General features: G+C 70.9%; 15 protein-coding genes. 7 read left to right on the forward strand and 8 right to left on the reverse strand.

Annotated features, from left to right (window positions below; genetic code table 11):
* Nucleotides 1-25 precede the first annotated feature (25 nt).
* The gene (gene secA / locus ACFWM2_RS27485; protein ID WP_383285298.1) at nucleotides 26-2,869 is read right to left on the reverse strand and encodes a preprotein translocase subunit SecA; all 2,844 of its coding nucleotides are present in this window, start codon (nucleotides 2,867-2,869) and stop codon (nucleotides 26-28) included.
* A gap of 289 nt (nucleotides 2,870-3,158) precedes the next feature.
* Between secA and ACFWM2_RS27490 the strand changes: the two genes are divergently transcribed.
* Both ACFWM2_RS27490 and ACFWM2_RS27495 read left to right on the forward strand, forming a co-directional pair.
* A complete protein-coding gene (locus tag ACFWM2_RS27490; protein WP_383285301.1) occupies nucleotides 3,159-3,746 on the forward strand; it encodes a GNAT family N-acetyltransferase in 588 nt (195 codons plus the stop codon).
* A 409-nt stretch (nucleotides 3,747-4,155) separates the two neighbouring features.
* The gene (locus ACFWM2_RS27495) at nucleotides 4,156-5,346 is read left to right on the forward strand and encodes a winged helix-turn-helix domain-containing protein (protein WP_383285304.1); all 1,191 of its coding nucleotides are present in this window, start codon (nucleotides 4,156-4,158) and stop codon (nucleotides 5,344-5,346) included.
* A 51-nt stretch (nucleotides 5,347-5,397) separates the two neighbouring features.
* On the opposite strand, the gene ACFWM2_RS27500 is transcribed toward ACFWM2_RS27495, so the two are convergent.
* The 7 genes from ACFWM2_RS27500 to mtnA all read right to left on the reverse strand — a co-directional run bounded on the left by ACFWM2_RS27500 (nucleotide 5,398) and on the right by mtnA (nucleotide 14,410).
* Nucleotides 5,398-6,144 carry a response regulator gene (locus ACFWM2_RS27500; protein WP_383285307.1) on the reverse strand — a complete coding sequence of 249 codons (747 nt, stop codon included), beginning with the start codon at nucleotides 6,142-6,144 and terminating at the stop codon, nucleotides 5,398-5,400.
* A gap of 206 nt (nucleotides 6,145-6,350) precedes the next feature.
* The gene (gene hpf, locus ACFWM2_RS27505; RefSeq protein ID WP_383285310.1) at nucleotides 6,351-7,043 is read right to left on the reverse strand and encodes a ribosome hibernation-promoting factor, HPF/YfiA family; all 693 of its coding nucleotides are present in this window, start codon (nucleotides 7,041-7,043) and stop codon (nucleotides 6,351-6,353) included.
* 315 nt (nucleotides 7,044-7,358) lie between these two features.
* The gene (locus ACFWM2_RS27510) at nucleotides 7,359-8,375 is read right to left on the reverse strand and encodes a ComF family protein (RefSeq protein WP_383285313.1); all 1,017 of its coding nucleotides are present in this window, start codon (nucleotides 8,373-8,375) and stop codon (nucleotides 7,359-7,361) included.
* A gap of 296 nt (nucleotides 8,376-8,671) precedes the next feature.
* Nucleotides 8,672-10,501: an LpqB family beta-propeller domain-containing protein gene (locus ACFWM2_RS27515; protein WP_383285316.1), complete on the reverse strand. Its 1,830-nt coding sequence runs from the start codon at nucleotides 10,499-10,501 to the stop codon at nucleotides 8,672-8,674.
* On the reverse strand, nucleotides 10,491-12,566 hold the full coding sequence (gene mtrB, locus ACFWM2_RS27520; RefSeq protein ID WP_383285318.1) for an MtrAB system histidine kinase MtrB: 2,076 nt from the start codon (nucleotides 12,564-12,566) through the stop codon (nucleotides 10,491-10,493). Before mtrB ends, ACFWM2_RS27515 begins: the two co-directional genes overlap by 11 nt.
* Nucleotide 12,567: 1 nt before the next feature.
* Nucleotides 12,568-13,257: a two-component system response regulator MtrA gene (mtrA, locus tag ACFWM2_RS27525; RefSeq protein ID WP_187282414.1), complete on the reverse strand. Its 690-nt coding sequence runs from the start codon at nucleotides 13,255-13,257 to the stop codon at nucleotides 12,568-12,570.
* Nucleotides 13,258-13,261: 4 nt separating this feature from the next.
* Nucleotides 13,262-14,410, reverse strand: a complete 1,149-nt coding sequence (gene mtnA, locus ACFWM2_RS27530) for an S-methyl-5-thioribose-1-phosphate isomerase (protein ID WP_383285322.1) — start codon at nucleotides 14,408-14,410, stop codon at nucleotides 13,262-13,264.
* A 139-nt stretch (nucleotides 14,411-14,549) separates the two neighbouring features.
* Here mtnA and ACFWM2_RS27535 point away from each other — a divergent pair, with 139 nt between their 5' ends.
* From ACFWM2_RS27535 to ACFWM2_RS27555, 5 genes are read left to right on the forward strand one after another with little or no spacing between them, the layout of a single operon-like run.
* A complete protein-coding gene (locus ACFWM2_RS27535; protein WP_383285325.1) occupies nucleotides 14,550-15,875 on the forward strand; it encodes a hypothetical protein in 1,326 nt (441 codons plus the stop codon).
* Between the two features lie 4 nt (nucleotides 15,876-15,879).
* Nucleotides 15,880-16,698 (forward strand): DUF4129 domain-containing protein, encoded by an 819-nt coding sequence (locus ACFWM2_RS27540; protein ID WP_383285329.1) that lies wholly within the window; start codon nucleotides 15,880-15,882, stop codon nucleotides 16,696-16,698.
* Nucleotides 16,695-17,888: a DUF4350 domain-containing protein gene (locus ACFWM2_RS27545; protein WP_383285332.1), complete on the forward strand. Its 1,194-nt coding sequence runs from the start codon at nucleotides 16,695-16,697 to the stop codon at nucleotides 17,886-17,888. Before ACFWM2_RS27540 ends, ACFWM2_RS27545 begins: the two co-directional genes overlap by 4 nt.
* Nucleotides 17,885-18,877, forward strand: coding sequence for an AAA family ATPase (locus ACFWM2_RS27550; RefSeq protein ID WP_383285335.1), 993 nt, complete (start codon nucleotides 17,885-17,887; stop codon nucleotides 18,875-18,877). Before ACFWM2_RS27545 ends, ACFWM2_RS27550 begins: the two co-directional genes overlap by 4 nt.
* Complete coding sequence (locus ACFWM2_RS27555) at nucleotides 18,877-20,187, forward strand: DUF58 domain-containing protein (RefSeq protein ID WP_383285338.1); 1,311 nt, start codon at nucleotides 18,877-18,879, stop codon at nucleotides 20,185-20,187. Before ACFWM2_RS27550 ends, ACFWM2_RS27555 begins: the two co-directional genes overlap by 1 nt.
* Nucleotides 20,188-20,336: the final 149 nt, after the last annotated feature.

The raw sequence follows: 20,336 nt of genomic DNA on the forward strand, positions 1-20,336 counted from the left end.
GGCAGGCTACTTCCTGCGACCGCCGTTACTTCTTGCGGCGCCGGCTGCCCTTCTGCTGCTTGCGGCGCTCCGCGCGCGTGAGGCCGTCGGCCTCGGAGCGCACCGGCTCGTCGCCGTCGTCGTCGACGAAGTCGCCCTCGACGATGCCGCCCTCGCCGTCCACGGTGGGCGCGGAGAAGTGCAGCCGGTCCGGCCGCTGCGGGGCTTCGAGGCCCTTGGCGCGGATCTCCGGACGCGCACCCGCGGGCACCGCGTCCTCCTTCTGCAGCGACGGCGCGGCGTCCTCGACCGGAACCTCCTCGACCTGCTGCTCGACCTGGACCTCCAGGTTGAACAGGTAGCCGACGGACTCCTCCTTGATGCCGTCCATCATGGCGGTGAACATGTCGAAGCCCTCGCGCTGGTACTCGACCAGCGGGTCCTTCTGCGCCATGGCGCGCAGGCCGATGCCCTCCTGGAGATAGTCCATCTCGTAGAGGTGCTCACGCCACTTGCGGTCCAGGACGGACAGCACGACCCGGCGCTCCAGCTCACGCATGATCTCGGAGCCGAGCTGCTCCTCACGCGACGCGTACTGGTCGTGGATGTCGTCCTTGATGGACTCGGAGATGAACTCGGCGGTCAGACCGGCACGGTCGCCGGCCGCCTCCTCCAGCTCCTCGACGGTGACCTTCACCGGGTAGAGCTGCTTGAAGGCGCCCCACAGCCGGTCCAGGTCCCACTCCTCGGCGAAGCCCTCGGCGGTCTCGGCCTCGATGTAGGCGTCGATCGTGTCGTCCATGAAGTGCTGGATCTGCTCCTGCAGGTCCTCGCCCTCCAGGACGCGGCGGCGCTCGCCGTAGATGACCTCACGCTGCCGGTTGAGGACCTCGTCGTACTTCAGGACGTTCTTACGCGTCTCGAAGTTCTGCTGCTCGACCTGCGACTGGGCGGACGCGATCGCGCGCGTGACCATCTTGTTCTCGATCGGCACGTCGTCGGGGACGTTCGCCATCGACATGACGCGCTCGACCATCTGTGCCTTGAAGAGGCGCATCAGGTCGTCGCCGAGGGAGAGGTAGAAACGGGACTCGCCCGGGTCGCCCTGACGGCCGCTGCGGCCGCGCAGCTGGTTGTCGATACGGCGCGACTCGTGCCGCTCGGTGCCGAGGACGTAGAGCCCGCCGAGGTCCTTGACCTCCTCGAACTCGGACTTGACCGCCTTCTCGGCCCGCTCCAGGGCGGCGGGCAGCGCGGCGGCCCACTCCTCGATGTGCTCCTCGGGGTCGAGGCCGCGCTGACGCAGGTCCGCCTCGGCGAGATCGTCGGGGTTGCCGCCGAGCTTGATGTCCGTACCGCGGCCGGCCATGTTCGTGGCGACGGTCACTGCGCCCTTGCGGCCGGCCTGGGCGATGATCGGCGCCTCACGGTCGTGCTGCTTGGCGTTCAGCACCTCGTGCTGGATGCCGCGCTTGCTGAGCTGCTGCGAGAGGTACTCGGACTTCTCGACCGAGGTGGTGCCGACCAGGATCGGCTGGCCCTTCTCGTGCTTCTCGGCGATGTCGTCGACGACCGCCTCGAACTTCGCGACCTCGGTGCGGTAGATCAGGTCGGACTGGTCCTTGCGGACCATCGGCCGGTTGGTCGGGATCGGGACCACGCCGAGCTTGTAGATCTGGTGGAACTCGGCGGCCTCGGTCATCGCCGTACCGGTCATGCCGGAGAGGCCGGGCAGTTCCTTGCCGTCCTGGTCGTGGCGCTTGTAGAGGCGGAAGAAGTTCTGCAGGGTGATCGTCGCGAGCGTCTGGTTCTCGTCCTTGATGTCCACCCCTTCCTTCGCCTCGATCGCCTGGTGCATGCCCTCGTTGTACCGGCGGCCGGCGAGGATACGGCCGGTGTGCTCGTCGACGATCATGACTTCGCCGTCGATGACGACGTAGTCCTTGTCCTTCTTGAAGAGCTCCTTCGCCTTGATGGCGTTGTTCAGGTAGCCCACCAGAGGGGTGTTGACCGACTCGTAGAGGTTGTCGATGCCCAGCCAGTCCTCGACCTTGGAGACACCGGGCTCGTGGATGGCGACGGTGCGCTTCTTCTCGTCGACCTCGTAGTCCCCGGTCTCCTCGATGCCCTTGAGGGAGTTGCCCGCCTCGCCCTTCTTCAGGCGGGTGACCAGCTTGGCGAAGTCGCCGTACCACTTGGTGGCCTGGTCGGCCGGGCCGGAGATGATCAGCGGCGTACGGGCCTCGTCGACGAGGATCGAGTCGACCTCGTCGACGATCGCGTAGTTGTGGCCGCGCTGCACCAGTTCGTCCTGCGCCCACGCCATGTTGTCGCGCAGGTAGTCGAAGCCGAACTCGTTGTTCGTGCCGTAGGTGATGTCGCACGCGTACTGCTCGCGGCGCTGGGCCGGCGTCATGTTGGCGAGGATGCAGCCGACGCTCAGACCCAGGAACTTGTGGACGCGGCCCATCATCTCGGAGTCGCGCTCGGCCAGGTAGTCGTTGACCGTGATGAGGTGAACGCCGCCTCCGGAGAGGGCGTTCAGATACGCGGGCAGGGTGCCGACGAGCGTCTTGCCCTCACCCGTCTTCATCTCGGCTACGTAGCCGAGGTGGAGCGCGGCGCCGCCCATCATCTGCACGTCGTAGTGGCGCTGGCCAAGGACGCGCTTGGCGGCCTCACGGACGGTGGCGAACGCTTCGGGCAGCAGGTCGTCGAGGCTTTCGCCGTCGGTGTACCGCTGCTTGTACTCATCGGTGAGGGCCCGCAGCTCGGCGTCGGAGAGGTCGGCGAAGTCCTCTTCGATGGAGGCGACCTGGTCCGCAATGCGGTGCAGCTTGCGCAGGATCTTGCCTTCGCCTGCACGCATGATCTTCGAGAGGACGGACACGGGGGTTTGTCTCCTTGCCGGTCGGGCCTAGGACGGTCGGTTTTCCTTGATGCAACTGAGCAACGGCCATCGTATGCGAGGACCCCACCGCGCCGGGAGGCCTGCTCTCGTGACAGCTACCAGGACAACGGGCGGGGGTGGCGGATGGTGCCGCGTCGGGCCACGAAATAAGCGAACTGTGATCGCAGCCTCACGCACAGTTCGGATTTTCGTGGGCCTCGCGGACCCCTCGACCGGGCTCGGGCCGAAAATCGTGGCACCTTCACCCGGGCCCGAGCAGAATCGGCCGATGCAACCCGTCACGCTCACCACCGACCGTCTCCTCCTGCGCGCCGTGGGCCCGCGCGACGCCGGCGCCGTCTACGACGCCGCCCAGGACCCCGACATCCAGCGCTGGACGACGATCCCGTCGCCCTATCTGCGGGAGCACGCCGAGGGGTTCGTCGGGCAGCTGGCACCGGACGGCTGGGCCGACGGTTCGCTGTTCACCTTCGGCGTCTTCGTCCCCTCCGGAGAGCTCGTCGGCATGCTCAGCCTCATGATGCGTTCCCTGGGCGTCGCCGAGGTGGGCTTCTGGGCGACCAAGGAACACCGGGGCCACGGCTACATCACCGAAGCCGTACTCGCCGCCTCCCGCTGGGCCTTCACCGACCGCGGCATCGACCGCGTCGAATGGCGCGCCGAGGTCGGCAACACAGGCTCCCGCGCGGTAGCCGAACGCGCCGGCTTCACCCTCGAAGGCACCCTCCGCTCCGCCCTCAACAACAAGGGCGTACGCCGCGACTCCTGGATCGCCTCCTTGCTCCCATCCGACCTCGGTTTGCCGTCAACGTCCCCATACCTACCGGGCCCGACTCCCAGCCCGTCGGGCGGATGAGCGATCTCAGCGCGTCGGGCGCTTGAGGACGAGCGCGCCAACGGGGCAGCGGGGGCAAGTCTCAGCCCGGCCGGCGTTTGAGGACGAGCGCGCCAGCGCGATACGGGGGTCTGGGGGCGGAGCCCCCAGGTACGGGACGGGCAGGGGCGGAGGGGGCGAAACCCACCACGCCGGCACCAACGCCGGGCCCCGGAAGCGGGGTGCGCCTCCGGAGGGCCCCGGGACCAGGCCCCGGGCCTCCGGGCCTGCGGGCTCCGGGCCTGCGGGCTCCGGGCCTGCGGGCTCCGGGCTCCGGGCTCCGGGCTCCGGGCTCCGGGCTCCGGGCTCCGGGCTCCGGGCTCCGGGCTCCGAAAGCAGACGTACCCCCAGGTCAACCCCCTGTGTCAGTGGCACCGCCTATCGTGCGGGCATGACGAGTCCCCCGCGTCCCACCGCAGACCTCACCACCGACGAGGCCCGCCGCATCGCCCTGCGAGCCCAGGGATTCCTGGGTGCTCCCGACCGCAAGGGCGGAGTACGAGGCGTCCTGCGGCACCTGGGCGCGGTCCAGCTCGACACCATCTCGGTCCTGGCCCGCTCCCACGAGCTCATCCCGTACGCCCGCCTGGGCGCGGTGGGCCGCAAGACGGTGGACCAGGCGTACTGGACGCCAGGTGCGGACGGCGCACCCCACGCCTTCGAGTACTGGTCGCACGCGGCCTGCATCCTCCCCGTCGAGGAGTGGCCCCACTTCGCCTTCCGCCGCCGCGCCTACCGCGCCCGCCCGCACTGGAACCACGCCCTGCCGGACGGCACGTACGACCAGGTCATCAAGCAGCTCCGCACCGAAGGCCCGCTCACGGCCACGGAGTTGGGCGGCGCGAAGAAGACCAGCGAGTGGTGGGACTGGTCGGGCACGAAGGTCGCCGTGGAGCGCGCCCTGATGTACGGCGAGGTGGTGTGCACGGAGCGCCGCGGCTGGAAGCGGGTGTACGACCTCGCCGAACGCGCCCTCCCCCAGCACCTGCTCCACGACGAGCTGGACGACACCGAGTGCCTGCGCCGCCTGGTCCGCCTCGCGGGCCAGTCCCTGGGCGTCGGCACGCGCGCGGACATCGCCGACTACCACCGCCTCAAGGGCGAGCAGGTCGACGCGGTGATCGCGGACTCGGGCCTGGTCCCGGTGGCCGTGGAGGGCTGGGCCAAGCCCGCCTGGGCCGACCCGGCGGCGCTGGCGACGGCTCCGCGCGGCCGGCACCGTACGACACTGCTGTCGCCGTTCGACTCCCTCATCTGGGAACGGGCGCGCACGGAGCGGATCTTCGGTTTCACCCACCGCCTGGAGGCGTACACGCCCAAGCCGAAGCGGGTGTACGGCTACTTCGCGATGCCGGTCCTCGCCGGCGGCCGGCTCGTCGGCCGGGTGGACCCCGCTCGCGAGGGCCGCACCCTGGTCGCCAAGCAGGTCACCCTGGACGGCCCCAAGTCCGTCCCCGCGGTCGCCCAGGCCCTGTTGGAGGCCGCGAGCTGGGTGGACTGCACGAACGTGCGTGTGGAGCGGGTGGACTCCCCGGAGCTGCGCGACCCGCTCGCCAGAGAGCTGACCCGCGCCCTGGCGTGACCCCGGCGCGGACGACGCACTCCTCGCCGAAAGTGCGAGCCGATCCGCCGCCTAGCGGATCTCGAGAATCTTCTCCCGCATCGCGTACACGACCGCTTCCATCCTGGAGTGCAGCTGCAGCTTCTCCAGGATGTTGCGCACGTGGTTCTTCACGGTGTTCTCGGAGATGAACAGCTCCTTGGCGATGTCCCGGTTGTTCATCCCCGTGGCGACGAGCTTGAGGACCTCGAGCTCGCGCTCCGTGAGCCGGGGCGCGGGCACCAGCCGGCGCTCGTCCGTGCGCTGGATCATCGACTTGAACTCGGTGAGCAGCTTCGACGCCATGGAGGGGCTGATCTGCGACTGGCCGTCCGCCACCGCGCGAATGGCGGTGGCCACCTCGTCCGTCGAGATCTCCTTGAGGAGATAGCCGGTCGCACCCGCCTTGATCGCGTCGTAGAGGTCGGCCTCCTCGTCGCTGATCGTCAGCATGATGATCTTCGCGCTGGGCGCCACCTCCTTGATGGAGGTGCACGCCTCGATGCCACCGCGCTTGGGCATCCGGACGTCCATCAGCACGATGTCGGGCAGCAGGTCGGCGGCCTTGTCGACCGCCTCGGCGCCGTCACCCGCCTCACCGACGACCTGGATGTCCTCCTCGGCCGCGAGCACGATCTCCAGGCCGCGGCGGAAGAGGGCGTGGTCGTCCACGACGAGGACCCGGATGGGCTCCTTGCGTGGAGGGGCCGCGTCCGGGCCCATGCCGGCGACGCCGTCGTCGGCATCGTCATCACGCATCGGTCCGAAGCTGTCCGCCATCGTTCCTCCCCCTGAAGGCCGTGGCCTGCGTTCCTGTGCCATCGCCAACCCAAGGCAACGGCCTCCCGGTTGGGGCCGTTGCGGCCATGATTTCATGCCTGGACGACAGTGCGGTGACAGAGCGGGGTCCTAAGCGGTCGCACACCGGTGCCCCTGGGGGCGCACGCGCACACCAGGGGCACCGATTCAGCTGTCACCGGCGGAGGTCAGCCGCCGAGCGCACCGCCCGGCGCGGCCGACGCTGCCTGGGCGACCATGGGGTCCGTGTTGAGGTGGATGACGCCGTAGTCGTACGCGTGCCGCCGGTAGACGACACTCGGTTCCTTGGTCTCGGAGTCGACGAAAAGATAGAAGTCGTGCCCGACCAGCTCCATCTCGTAGAGAGCCTGGTCGAGCGTCATCGGGGCAGCCACGTGGGTCTTCTCGCGGACGACGAGGGGGCCTTCGCCCACCACCTCGAGCGAACCGATCTTCTTGGTCGGCACGCCGTCCGACTGGTCCTCGTGGACGACACTGCCGTTGCTGTTCAGCGTCGCTGCGTCCGGGACGCTGTCGGCGACCTCGGCCGCCGAGAGCCGGCCGGCGCCACGGCGGGTGTGACGCTTGTCGTGCTGCTTGCGCAGCCGGGCTTCGAGCTTGTCCGCCGCCAGGTCGAGTGCCGCATACGGATCGCTTGCCGCTGCCTCCGCCCGGATCACCGGACCGCGGGAGCGGAGGGTGATCTCCACTCGGTCACAACGGTCGGCCTGCCGGGGGTTGGGCTCCTTGGACACCTCGACGTCGAGGCTGATCACCTTGCCATCGAGCTTCTGGATCTTCTCCAGCTTCAGCTTCTCGGCCACGTGCTTGCGGAACCGCTCGGGCACCTCGGTCTTGCGGCCCTTGACGACGATGTCCACGCAGAACTCCGTTCCCGGATCGCTCCGCTCAACCGCGGAGCGTCTCCCTTTTGCACCAGGCTCCGGTGAGCCCCGGAACCTCGGACTCGGTGACTGTCACCTCCTCCTCCCCCGCGGGCAAGATCTCCACCCCAACCGTCGCGGGTGATTGCAGAAAACCCGCGACATGGCATTCGGATCTGCGAGGTGCGGCCTGCGCCATTGCCTCACAACCGAACATATCTCGCCCGGACGGATGTCGTCACCCTCTACTGCGGCGTACCTCCGTTCAGGTGAATTGACCGTCTCATTACCTGCAACGATGCAAGTTTCCTGTCAGTTCCGGTTTATTTCGAAAGCGTCAGGTGACGCCGCGACCACAGCCGCGCAGATCCCGACTCGGGCGGTGACCGCATCGGTCGCACGCCGGTCCGCGTGTGTTCGGTCCGCCGCCATGTCCGCCACCCCCGCCGCCGCCTCTCCGATCCGTACTCCCGTTGCTTCCCGTGTTCCTGAGCCGTACACGCGTGCGCCCACCGCGGCTTCCGCGCCTTCCACGGCTTCCGCGGCTTCCGTCAAGGCCGCCCGCACCGCACGCGCCGCCTCGGCCAGCGAGGCACCCGTGGTCATCAGGTCGTCGACGAGCACGACCCGACCGGCGCCGGCCAGCAGCCCCGCTCCCCCGGCGGCCACCTCCAGCGCGCCGGCGAGATTCGCCATCCGCTGCCGGGAATTGAGCCCCGACTGATCGGCCACCGCCCGCCGCTGCCGCAGCGCGCCGAGCACCCGGGCCGCGGTCCCGGTGCGCCGCAGCTCCCCCGCCGCCGCGAGCGCGATCCGCCGCGCGGGATCATGCCCACGGGCCCGCACCGCCCCCCGCGCGGACGGCACGGGAACGAGCACCACAGGCCCTCTGGCGGCCCCGGAAGGCCCAGCGGCCACAGGGCCCCGCGAAGCCCGCGCGACGCCCTCCAGCGCACCCACAGGCCCGGCAGCCCGGCACTCCGGCCGCTCGTCCGGCCCTGCCCATACGGGTCCTGCCGTCCCCGCCTGTACAGATCCTGCAAGCCCCGCCCGTACGGCTCCTGCCAGAGCCGCTCCGAGTGGGCCCGTCAGCGCCAGCGCGCCCCGCTCCTTGTGGGCGAGGAGCACCGCCCGTACCTCGTCCTCGTACGGAGCCGCCGCGTGCACCACCGGCAGTCCCGCCGGCTCCGGCTCCGGCCGCACCCGGCACGGCGCGGACCCGTGAAGAGCCGCACGGCACTCGGGACAGAGCACCGTACGAGGCCTCCCGCAGCCTCCGCACTCAGCCGGGAGCACCAGGTCGGTGAGGTCCTGCCACCACCCCCGCATGACCACCACTGTGCCAAGACCGGCGCCGCCCCGACCACCCCTGTGGATAACTCCCTGTGGACAACTCCCCGCGCTGTCACCGGAGTTTCGACCGCACGCCGAAGCGAGCCGGCACCGGATTCCGAAGCGAGACACACAGGGAATCCGAACGGAGCCGGCACGGCACGCGATTCCGAAACGAGCCGCCCGACATACGCAGGACCGCCACCGCACACCGAAGGACCGGCACCACACACCGAAGGACCGGCACGGCATTCGCAGAAGCCGTCCCGGTCCTCGGTCCTGCCCGGACCGGCCTATCCGGGATAGACCGGCGCCGTCCCGTCCTTGACCACCTTCTGCCACTGCGATCCCGACGACAGCCGCACAATCCCGTCCACCGAGTACGCCACCAGCGGCAGCCGCTCGTCCTCCGACGCGGCGATGTCCTTCACACCCGTCAGCGCCGAGGGCGGTGTACGCAGCGGAGTGGAGCCGTCGACCTGGACGTACCGCATCTGCTGCACCCCGCCGGATTCGCGTCCGACGACCACGAGCTGGCTGTCCGCGGCCCACGACATGGCCGTGACCTCCTCCAGCTGCGGGGTCACCGAGCGCAGTTCGAGGACGGAGACGCCGGTCCGCTCACCACCCTTGTCCTCGCGCTCGATGCGTCCGACCTGCAGGGACGTCTTACCGCCCTTCTCCACGACCAGCGCGACCCGCACCCCGTCGGCGGCCACCCGCACCGCCTGTACGCGTCCGTCGAGCTGCGGTGTCCTCACCACGACCGGCTCGCCGGCGCCCTTCTCCAGCAGGAGCAGCCGCGGGTCCTTCGGGTTGCGGTCGGCCACCCACAGGTCGCCCGACCCGTCCCAACTGGGTGTCGTCAGGCGGTCGTCCTCCGTCCTGCCGTCGCTGTGCAGCACCGCTTCGCCGAGCGAACCGCCCGACACCAGCGACCCCACGTACAGCGAACGCCCGTCGAGGGAGACCCCGGCCGCGCCGGCCTCGTCGCGCGAGACCGCGGCGGCCCGCAGCGCCTTGTCGCCCTCGCCCAGCGCACCGGGCACCGGCTCGGGGGCCTTGCCGCTGCCGGCGGAGGGCAGCCGTACGAGCCGGTGCTTGCCGTCGAGGAAGTACTGGGACTCGGGCCGTTTCCCGGTGCCGCGCGAGGCGACGCTCTCCGCCTGGTCCTCGCCGAGCACGCACAGCTGCGAGCCGTCGGACCGCTGCAGTTTCACCTCGTCGACCCCGGTGGGGGTCAGGTCCTTGAGTGTGAAGAGGAGTTGGGCCGCCATCTTGGTGCACTGGGTCTGACCGACGTGGTCGGCCTTCGCGTTCAGCGGGACCGTCAGCTCGTTCTGATCGTCCGGCGCCAGTGAACTGACGCCCTTCTTCAGTGCCGTGTGCGTGGGGAAGCTCGACCTCACCACCGGGTCGAGCCAGCGCGTGGGCCCCTTGAGGAGCGCCTGGACCGTCTCGGTCATCGGGTCGACCTCCTTGCGCACGTAGATCGGATCGGCGACGGCTCCCGGCCGGCCGCCCGAGCCCGTGGGCACGGTCGAGGCGAAGTAGTACTTGTTGACGGACAGGTAGTTGCGCTGGAAGTCGGACTTGCCCATCACGACGCCCTGCGGCAGCCCGTCGATGCGCCACTGCCGGTCCTTCTGCTGCGTGAGGTACACCGTCTTGGTGTACCTCCCGCTGTCGGGCGCGTACGCGTGCTGCGCGTCCACGGTGGCGACCTTGGCGCCGGTCAGCGTGTACGCGTAGTCGTCGCTGCCCTCCCGGGCGCCGGTGCGGTCCGCCACGGTGCTCGGCCCGTCGGCGAGCACGGTCGTGGAGGACGACGGCTTCCACTTCTGTCCGGCGTCCTCGGTCAGGTACTTGCGCGCCGTCTCGTACTGCGGGTCGTCACTGGTCAGCGCCTCCAGGAAGCCCTGCACGATCTCCTCGGGCCGCGCGTTGTCCCGCGGCGGCATCGCGAAGACCCGCACCTGAGCGTCCTGGCGCGGCGTGGACTCGACGCCGCGCAGATCCCCGCTGTCCGGCATCGAGGCGCATCCGGCCAGCAGTACGGCCCCGCAGCCGACGTACACGCCGATGCGCAGCGGGCGCCGGCGGCGACCCCCCTCAGCGCCCACGAAATGCCTTCCCTTCCTTGACCTCGTCCGGCCCGCTGCCGCTCAGGGGCGGCCCCTGGGCGCTCTGCCCTCCGCTCGCGGCGGCCGGCCTGTTCTCCTGTCGCCGGGCGGCCTGCGCGGGGCGCGGTACCACGCGCGCGCCGTTGCCGGGCAGTGCTGTCGGGTCTGCCGTGGGAGTCACGCCGGTCGTCCGGTTCGCCATCGGCGACCCGGTGTCGACCTGCGACTGCACGGGCACGGTGGCGAGCTTGCCGCCGCCGCCCGGCGGCAGACCGGCGGCATTAAGTCCACGATTACGCCGTGAGTCCCTGGGCTCCAGGGGTATCGGCGAGCCCCGCAGCGGCTCGTCGGCCGTCCGCGGCAGCGTCAGCCGGAACTGCGAACCACCGCCCGGCTCGCCCCACGCCTGGAGCCAGCCGCCGTGCAGCCGCGCATCCTCCAGGGCGATGGACAGCCCGAGTCCCGTACCACCGGTGGTACGCGCGCGTGCCGGGTCCGCCCGCCAGAAGCGGCTGAACACCCGGGTCGCCTCGCCGGGCTTGAGCCCCACACCGAAGTCGCGTACGGCAATGGCGACCGCTCCGCCCGCCGAGGCGAGCTTGACCACCACGTCCTTGCCGTCGCCGTGCTCCACGGCGTTGACGACGAGATTGCGCAGCACCCGCTCCACTCGCCGGGGGTCCGCCTCGGCGACCACCGGCTGCTGGTCGCCGACGACACGTATGTGCGTGCCCTTCCGCTCCGCGAGGGGCTCCGCCCCGCTGACCACTCGCCGTACGACCTCACGCAGGTCTATCGGCTCCGCCTCCAGCGCCGCCGCACCCGCGTCGAACCTGCTGATCTCCAGCAGGTCCGCGAGCAGCGACTCGAACCGGTCCAGCTGGTCGGCGAGCAGCTCCGCCGACCGCGCGGTCACCGGATCGAAGTCCACGCGCGCGTCATGGATGACGTCGGCGGCCATCCGGACGGTCGTCAGCGGCGTACGCAGCTCGTGCGACACGTCGGACACGAACCGCCGCTGCATCCGCGACAGGTCCTCCAGCTGCTGGATCTTCAACTGCAGGTTCTGCGCCATCTTGTTGAAGGCCTCGCCGAGCCGCGCGATGTCGTCCTCGCCGGTGACCTTCATACGTTCCTGGAGGCGCCCGGCGGACAGTCGCTCGGCAACCCCCGCGGCCATCCGCACCGGCGTGACCACCTGGCGCACCACGAGCCAGGCGATCGCCCCGAGCAGCACCACGACGAACAGCCCCGCCGTGGCGAGCGTCCCCTTGACCAGGCTCAGCGACTTCTCCTCCTGCGTGAGCGGGAAGAGGTAGTACAGCTGGTACGGGTTTCCCTTGGGGTCGTTGACCTGCTTGCCGATGACCAGCGCCGGCTGGGACTCCTTCTCGTCCGTGTAGACGACACGCGTATAGCTCTGGGCCGCGACCATGCTGGTGTCGACGCGACGCCGCAGATCCTCCGGCACGCTCGCCGCCGGGTCGACGTTGCCCGAGGACCGCGGGCCGCGCCCGCCGCTCTCGTCACCCACCGCGGCGGAGGCACTGAGGGTCACCACGTCGAAGGCACCCTGCCCACCGCTGGACAGCGACTCCACGAGGTCGCTCATCCACTGGGGGCTGACGTTCTGCGAGGAACGGCCCCCCTCGCCGGACCCGCCGTCGCCGCTCGAGGCCGCGGCCGTGTCCGCCTTCTGCTTGGCCACCGAGAACCCACCGGTCGCCTGGCTCTGCGACGCCTTCACCTTGGCGTCCAGCAGGCCGTTGCGCACCTGCCCGATGACGACGAAGCCCAGCAGCAGCACCACTCCGAGCGACATCAGCAGTGTCGTGACGACGATCTTGAGCTGGATGTTGCGCCGCCACAGCCGCATCATCGGCAGCAGCGGACGGCGCACCCAGCGCATGAACAGCCGGAAGACCGGGCTTCCCTGGACTCCGCCCCGGGGCAGCCCGCCCTGGACGAACCTCGCCCAGAGGGAGTCCGTCACCTTCTGCCCGACAGGCCGCCCCGCACGGGGCCCCGGCTGTCCGGGCGCCGAAGCGGCACTGTCCCTGGACATGTCAGCTCGGTCCGGCCTTGTAACCGACACCACGGACGGTCACCACGATCTCCGGCCGCTCCGGGTCCTTCTCGACCTTGGAGCGCAGCCTCTGGACATGGACATTGACAAGGCGGGTGTCCGCCGCGTGCCGGTAGCCCCAGACCTGCTCCAGGAGCACCTCACGCGTGAACACCTGCCACGGCTTGCGGGCCAGCGCCACCAGCAGGTCGAACTCCAGCGGCGTCAGGGCGATCGACTGCCCTTCCCGCTTCACAGAGTGACCGGCCACGTCGATGACCAGGTCACCGATGGTGAGCTGCTCCGGCGCCGGCTCCTCCGAACGGCGCAGCCGCGCCCTGATCCGTGCCACCAGCTCCTTTGGCTTGAACGGCTTCACGATGTAGTCATCGGCGCCCGACTCGAGGCCGACCACGACATCGACGGTGTCGCTCTTCGCCGTGAGCATCACGATCGGCACCCCGGACTCCGCCCTGATCAGGCGGCACACCTCGATGCCGTCCCGTCCGGGCAGCATCAGGTCCAGGAGCACCAGATCGGGCTTGGCCTCACGGAAAGCGGCCAGCGCCTTGTCGCCGTCGGCTACGAAAGACGGCTCAAAACCTTCACCACGCAACACAATGCCGAGCATCTCGGCCAGTGCGGTGTCGTCATCGACGACAAGGACTCGTCCCTTCATAAACGACATCATCCCATTAGCTAATCGTTACCTGGCGTGACCTGGCACACAGCTCGGCTAGCGCCTGGGCCGTGACGGGCGACACGGCGCCCTCTTCGGTGACGATCGCCGTCACCAACTCGGGCGGCGTCACATCGAACGCCGGGTTGTACGCCTGGGTCCCCAGGGGTGCCACCGGTATCCCGCCTCCCGCTTCCGCTCCCGCCACCGGCACCTGGGGTGCTGTGATCTCTGTCACTTCATGTCCACTGCGCTGCTCGACCTCGATGGACGCCCCGTCCGGGGTGTCCAGGTCCACCGTCGTCAGCGGCGCCACCACGATGAACGGCACATGGTGATACCGGGCCAGCACGGCGAGCGGATAGCTCCCCACCTTGTTCGCCACCGAACCGTCAGCCGCGATCCGGTCGGCCCCGATCAGCACCGCGTCCACCTCGCCGGCCGCGAACAGCGAACCCGCCGCGTTGTCCGTGAGCAAGGTGTACGCCATTCCGTTGCGCGCCGCCTCATACGCGGTCAGCCTCGCACCCTGCAGCAGCGGCCGCGTCTCGTCCACCCAGAGCCTGCGCAGCTGTCCCAACCGGTGCGCGGCAAGGGCCACCGCGAACGCCGTGCCCTCCCCGCCGGACACCAGCGCTCCGGTGTTGCAGTGGGTCAGGATCCGGTGCCCGCCGCCCGGCACCAGCTCGTCGAGCAGCGCCAGACCGTGCCCGGCCATCCGCGCGCTGGCCTCGGCGTCCTCCCGATGCAGCGCCCGCGCCGCGGTGAGCGCGGCCCCCGCGGCCCGGCGCTGATCACCGCCGCCGGCGAGCGCGGACCGGTACGCGGCCCGGGCCCTGCCCACCCCCACGCCGAGATTCACGGCGGTGGGCCGGGCACCGGCCAGTGCCTGGGCCGCCTCGTCCACGTCGAAGCCGCGTACGGCGGCGAGCGCGACGCCGTACGCCCCGGCGATGCCGAGCAGCGGTGCCCCGCGCACCGCCAGCGAGCGGATCGCCTCCACCAGCGCGGGAGCGTCCGTGCACACCAGCTCGACTTCCTCGGCCGGCAACCTCGTCTGGTCGAGAAGGACCACGACGGGGCCCTCTGGTGGTTCCTCCCAGCGGATCGCCGGTATCTCCGTCGGCCGGTTGTCTTCGCCGGATTGCGCGTACTGATCAGCCATCCGCCCAGTCTGCCCCTTACCAGGCAGACAATTGAAGGTGTGCAGCCCACACGACCCTGGTCCCCCGCCGCACGCACCGTGGCACGATGGCTGCCAACCTGCCGCCGCGCCCGCGGACGGGCACCGTGAAGGAGCGACGATGAACGACACTCCGGGCTGGGCCTCGCCCGGATCTGCCCCCTCCGACGGGCAGGAGCCGGACACCACCGGCCCTGCACAGCCCACGGACCAGAGCGGCACGGACCCGAGCGACTCCACGTCGAAGTGGTCCAAGGAACAACCCCCGGCCGGCCAGTGGACGGCGCCCACGCCCCAGAGCCCCCCACAGGCCCCGGCACCGCCGCCCCCCGGCCCCGGCTGGGGCGGTCGTTCCCCCGCGGGCCCCGGCGGCCACGGAGGCCCTGGCTACGGCCCTCCCGGCTCCGGAGCGCCGGGTGGATACCGCGCCCCCGGCGGCTGGGGAGGCCCGCCGCCCGCGGCCAAGCCCGGTGTCATCCCACTCCGTCCGCTCGGCGTCGGCGAGATCCTCGACGGCGCGGTCTCCACCATGCGCACGTACTGGCGCACGGTCCTCGGCATCTCGCTGACCGTCGCCGTCGTCACGGAGATCATCGTCGTGCTGCTCCGGGGCCTGGTCCTGGACAACACAGGCAGTGCGAACGTCCTCAACGACCCGAGCGCCAGCGCCTCCGAACTCGGCCGCGCCCTGGGCGACTCCATGATCGAGTCCGGGGTCGTCGCCCTGGTCACCCTGGTCGGCACCGTCTTCGCCACGGCCCTGCTCACGACCGTGACCAGCCGTGCGGTGCTCGGCAAGTCCGTGACCACCGCCGAGGCCTGGCGCGACGCCCGTCCCCGGCTGCCGCGGCTGTTCGGCCTGATTTTCCTGCTGCTGCTCATCGGCGTCGTGATCGTCGCCGTGGGTGTCGTGCCCGGCATCCTGGTCGCCGTCGCCGGCTCGGCCGGCGCGGGTGCCGCCCTGGCGGTCCTGGGCGGCCTCGGGGCGAGCGTAGTCGCGATCTGGCTGATGATCCGCTTCTCGCTCGCCTCGCCCGCCCTGATGCTGGAGAAGCAGAGCATCCCGAAGTCCCTGAGCCGCTCCGTGAAGCTGGTCCGCGGCTCCTGGTGGCGCATCTTCGGAATCCAGCTCCTGGCCACCGTCATCGCCAACATCATCGCGATGATCATCGTGATCCCGTTCGCCGTGCTCGCCGGACTGTTCAGCGGCGACGGCGTGTCCGGATTCGTCAACGGCACCGGCGGCCTCGGCTGGACGTTCCTCATCATCAGCGGGATCGGCTCGGTGATCGGGTCCATGCTCACCTTCCCGATCAACGCCGGCGTCACCGTGCTGCTCTACATCGACCAGCGCATCCGCCGCGAGGCCCTCGACCTCGACCTGGCCCGCGCCGCCGGCCTCCAGGGCTACGGCACCGCCGGCCCAGGCACCACCCCGGGGAGCTGATGCGGTGAGTCCCTCGGGGGGAGTTCTCACAACAGCGGCGGCGGTGCTGCCACAGGCCGGCGAAACGACGGCGCAGTGGCTGTCGCGCTCGGCCGACACAGCCGTACTCGCGCTGTCGCACACCGGGCTCTCAGGAGCCCTGTCACTGGCACGCTCCGGCGACGCACCACCGGTGACGACCCCGCGCGACCCCGCGCGGGAGGCCGCCCGGCGCGAGCTGTCCAAGCGGATGTACCACGAGAACGACCGAAGCCTGTTCGAGCGCGCCCTCAACGCCTTCTGGGACTGGGTCGACAGGCTCCTCGGCGCCGCCTCCACCGGCACCCCCGGAGGCCTGCTCGGCCTGGTGGTCATCGTGCTCGCGGTGCTGGCCGTCGTCGGGGCGCTGTGGTGGCGCCTCGGCACCCCGCGCCGCGCCCCCGTGTCGTCCGCCGCGCTCTTCGACGACCGCCCCCGCAGCGCCGCCGAACACCGTGCGGCCGCCGAGGCACACGCCGCCCAAGGCCACTGGAACCAAGCCGTCCAGGAACGCATGCGTGCCGTCGTCCGTTCCCTGGAGGAACGCGCCCTCCTCGACCCCCGGCCGGGCCGCACCGCCGACGAGGCGGCCGCCGAAGCGGGCCGCACCCTGCCCGCCCACGCGGACCGACTGCGCGCCGCGGCCCGGGACTTCGACGACGTGACATACGGCGGACGATCAGCCGGCGAAGCAACGTACCGCGGGCTCACAGCACTCGACCGCGACCTGGAGCGCAGCAAGCCGGTCCTCGCGAGCAGCGCCCACAGCACGGCCCACAACGCCGGCCAGGGAGCCGCCGAATGACCACCGAGGCCACGCTTCCGTCCACCACGGCCTCGCCCACCGCCCGCCACGTGTGGACCCGCTCGCGGGGCGTCCTTCTCGCGTTCGTGATCCTCCTGGCGGCCGGCATCGCGATCGCCGCCGTCCGCTCCAGCTCCCGGCACGGCCTGCTCGACCCGCGCTCCGCCGACCCCTACGGCAGCCGCGCCGTCGCCGAACTCCTCGACGACCGGGGGGTGTCCACGCGCGTGGTCACCACCGCGGAAGACGCCCGCGCCGCGGCCGGCCCCGACACCACACTCCTGATCGCCGCCCCCGAACTGCTGACCCCGCGTCAGCAGTCCCTTCTGCACACGGCGACCGAGAACTCCGCCGGCCGTACGATCCTGATCGCCCCCGAGTCGGCCTCCGTCGGCACCCTCGCCCCTGGAGTCACCGCCGATCTCGCGACCGGCTTCGACTCGACGCTGTCCCCCGACTGCGAGCTGCCGGCCGCCCGGCGCGCGGGCACGGCGGACACCGGCGGCATCCGCTACTCCACCGCGGACCCCGGGGCCGACGCCTGCTACCCCAGCGACGGCCTGCCGACCCTGCTGCGCGTCCCGGCCGCCTCCGGGGACGGCGACACGGTCCTGCTCGGCGCCCCCGACATCCTCTTCAACGACCGTCTCGACGAGCAGGGCAACGCGTCGCTCGCCCTTCAACTGCTCGGTTCCCGCCCCCATTTGGTCTGGTACCTCCCCTCGCTCTCCGACACCTCCGCCACCGACACGGGCGACCGGAGCCTCTTCGACCTGCTCCCCTCGGGCTGGCTCTGGGGCACGCTGCAGCTCTTCATCGCGGCAGCCCTCGCCGCCCTCTGGCGGGCACGCCGACTCGGCCCCCTCGTACTCGAACGTCTCCCCGTGGCGATCCGCGCCTCCGAGACCGTCGAAGGCCGCGCCCGCCTCTACCGCAAGGCCGACGCCCGCGACCGCGCGGCCAACGCCCTGCGCTCCACCACCCGCACCCGCCTCGCCCCCCTCGTCGGCGTGGCCCCCGCCCAGGCGCACGCGCCCGAGGCCCTGCTCCCTGCCCTGTCCGCCCACCTCCAGGGCGACGGACAGACCCTGCGCTCACTCCTCTTCGGCCCGCCGCCCAGCGACGACGCGGCCCTCATCGCACTTGCCGACCAACTCGACGCCCTCGAAAGAGAGGTACGCCGTTCATGATGGACCCGACCACTGACAACGCCGGGTACGCCGGGGATCCGGGCACCGCCCGCTCCTCCCTGGAGTCCCTGCGCACCGAGATCGCCAAAGCCGTGGTCGGCCAGGACCCCGCCGTGACCGGTCTTGTCGTCGCCCTCCTCTGCCGCGGACACGTTCTCCTCGAAGGCGTCCCCGGAGTGGCCAAGACGTTGCTCGTCCGCGCCCTCGCATCCGCGCTCGAACTCGACACCAAGCGCATCCAGTTCACCCCGGACCTGATGCCCAGCGACGTGACCGGATCCCTCGTCTTCGACTCGCGCACCGCCGAGTTCTCCTTCCAGCCGGGCCCGGTCTTCACGAACCTGCTCCTGGCCGACGAGATCAACCGCACCCCGCCCAAGACCCAGTCGTCCCTCCTCGAAGCCATGGAGGAACGCCAGGTCACGGTGGACGGCACCCCTCGCCCCCTCCCCGAGCCGTTCCTGGTCGCCGCGACCCAGAACCCGGTCGAGTACGAGGGCACGTACCCCCTCCCCGAGGCCCAACTGGACCGCTTCCTCCTCAAACTGACGATCCCTCTGCCATCCCGCGAGGACGAGATCAACGTCCTCACGCGCCACACCGAGGGCTTCAACCCGCGCGACCTCCGCGCCGCGGGCATCCGACCGGTGGCCGGCCCCGCCGACCTCGAAGCCGCCCGCACAGCCGTCGCCAAGACGGCCGTCTCCCCCGAAATCACCGGCTACGTAGTCGACATCTGCCGTGCCACCCGCGAATCGCCGTCCCTCAACCTCGGCGTCTCCCCGCGCGGTGCGACCGCGCTCCTCGCCACCGCCCGCGCCTGGGCCTGGCTGACCGGCCGCGACTACGTCATCCCGGACGACGTGAAGGCCCTCGCCCTTCCCACCCTCCGCCACCGGATCCAGCTCCGCCCGGAAGCCGAAATGGAAGGCGTCACGGCCGACTCGGTCATCAACGCGATCCTCGCCCACGTCCCCGTCCCCCGCTGATGGCGCTCACCGGACGCGCCGCCCTCCTGGCGGCCCTCGGCTCCCTCCCCGTAGGCATCTGGGAGCCGAGCTGGACGGGCATCCTCGCGGTGAACGCCCCCCTGGCCCTGGCCTGCGCCTGCGACGTCGCTCTGGCAGCCCCCGTACGCCGGCTGGGCCTGACCCGCTCCGGCGACACCTCGGTACGCCTCGGCGAGACCGCGGAGGTCACCCTGACGGTCACCAACCCGTCCGGCCGCCCCCTGCGCGCCCGCCTCCGCGACGCCTGGCCCCCGAGCAGCTGGGAACCGGGTACCGAGGTCGCCGCATCCCGTCACCGCCTGACCGTCCCCGCCGGCGAGCGCCGACGTCTCACCACCCGGCTGCGCCCCACCCGCCGCGGCGACCGCCAGGCCGACCTCGTCACGCTCCGCTCGTACGGCCCCCTCGGCCTGTTCTCCCGCCAGGGCAGCCACAGAGTCCCGTGGACGGTCCGCGTCCTGCCGCCCTTCACCAGCCGCAAGCACCTCCCGTCGAAACTGGCCCGCCTGCGCGAACTCGACGGCCGCACCAGCGTGCTGACCCGCGGCGAGGGCACCGAGTTCGACAGCCTCCGCGAGTACGTCCCCGGAGACGACACCCGCTCCATCGACTGGCGCGCGACGGCCCGCCGGGCCACGGTGGCCGTCCGCACCTGGCGGCCCGAACGCGACCGCCACATCCTCCTGGTGCTCGACACGGGCCGCACATCGGCCGGACGCGTCGGTGACGCCCCCCGCCTCGACGCCTCCATGGACGCGGCCCTGCTCCTGGCCGCCCTCGCCTCCCGGGCCGGCGACCGCGTGGACCTCCTCGCCTACGACCGCCGGGTCCGCGCCCTGGTCCAGGGCCGAGCCGCAGGCGATGTCCTCCCGTCCCTGGTCAACGCCATGGCCACACTGGAGCCGGAGCTCATCGAAACCGACGCACGTGGCCTCACCGCAACAGCACTCCGTACGGCCCCGCGCCGCTCCCTGATCGTCCTGCTGACCAGCCTCGACGCGGCCCCCATCGAGGAGGGCCTGCTCCCCGTGCTGCCAGGCCTCACCCAGCGCCATACGGTCCTGGTGGCCTCGGTGGCCGATCCGTACATCGCCCGCATGGCAACCGCCCGCGGACGAGCAGAGGCGGTGTACGAGGCGGCAGCCGCGGCCCAGGCCCAGACGGAACGTCATCGCACGGCAGAACAACTGCGCCGGCACGGAGTCACCGTCGTCGACGCCACCCCGGACGAACTCGCACCCGCTCTGGCTGACGCATATCTGGCCCTGAAGGCCGCGGGCCGCCTGTAGGAACCTGCAAGAAACCTATAAGCGCAAAGAAAAAGGGGACCTCTTCTCAAGAGGCCCCCGGAAATGCAGAAAACCCCCGTACCAGGAATCCCGGTACGGGGGTTTTCTTCAAAATTTGTTCGGCGGCGTCCTACTCTCCCACAGGGTCC

This window comes from Streptomyces sp. NPDC058371, from assembly GCF_042723265.1.
Classification (GTDB): Bacteria; Actinomycetota; Actinomycetes; order Streptomycetales; family Streptomycetaceae; genus Streptomyces.

Bases quoted from the DNA above. Each gene is read 5' to 3' on its own strand.
- ACFWM2_RS27550 (WP_383285335.1), top strand. From the start codon at position 17,885: ATGATGGACCCGACCACTGACAACGCCGGGTACGCCGGGGATCCGGGC.
- ACFWM2_RS27500 (WP_383285307.1), bottom strand. From the start codon at position 6,144: ATGGCGGACAGCTTCGGACCGATGCGTGATGACGATGCCGACGACGGC.
- ACFWM2_RS27510 (WP_383285313.1), bottom strand. From the start codon at position 8,375: ATGCGGGGGTGGTGGCAGGACCTCACCGACCTGGTGCTCCCGGCTGAG.
- ACFWM2_RS27545 (WP_383285332.1), top strand. From the start codon at position 16,695: ATGACCACCGAGGCCACGCTTCCGTCCACCACGGCCTCGCCCACCGCC.
- ACFWM2_RS27555 (WP_383285338.1), top strand. From the start codon at position 18,877: ATGGCGCTCACCGGACGCGCCGCCCTCCTGGCGGCCCTCGGCTCCCTC.
- ACFWM2_RS27535 (WP_383285325.1), top strand. From the start codon at position 14,550: ATGAACGACACTCCGGGCTGGGCCTCGCCCGGATCTGCCCCCTCCGAC.
- ACFWM2_RS27495 (WP_383285304.1), top strand. From the start codon at position 4,156: ATGACGAGTCCCCCGCGTCCCACCGCAGACCTCACCACCGACGAGGCC.
- mtrA (WP_187282414.1), bottom strand. From the start codon at position 13,257: ATGATGTCGTTTATGAAGGGACGAGTCCTTGTCGTCGATGACGACACC.
- ACFWM2_RS27490 (WP_383285301.1), top strand. From the start codon at position 3,159: ATGCAACCCGTCACGCTCACCACCGACCGTCTCCTCCTGCGCGCCGTG.
- mtnA (WP_383285322.1), bottom strand. From the start codon at position 14,410: ATGGCTGATCAGTACGCGCAATCCGGCGAAGACAACCGGCCGACGGAG.
- mtrB (WP_383285318.1), bottom strand. From the start codon at position 12,566: ATGTCCAGGGACAGTGCCGCTTCGGCGCCCGGACAGCCGGGGCCCCGT.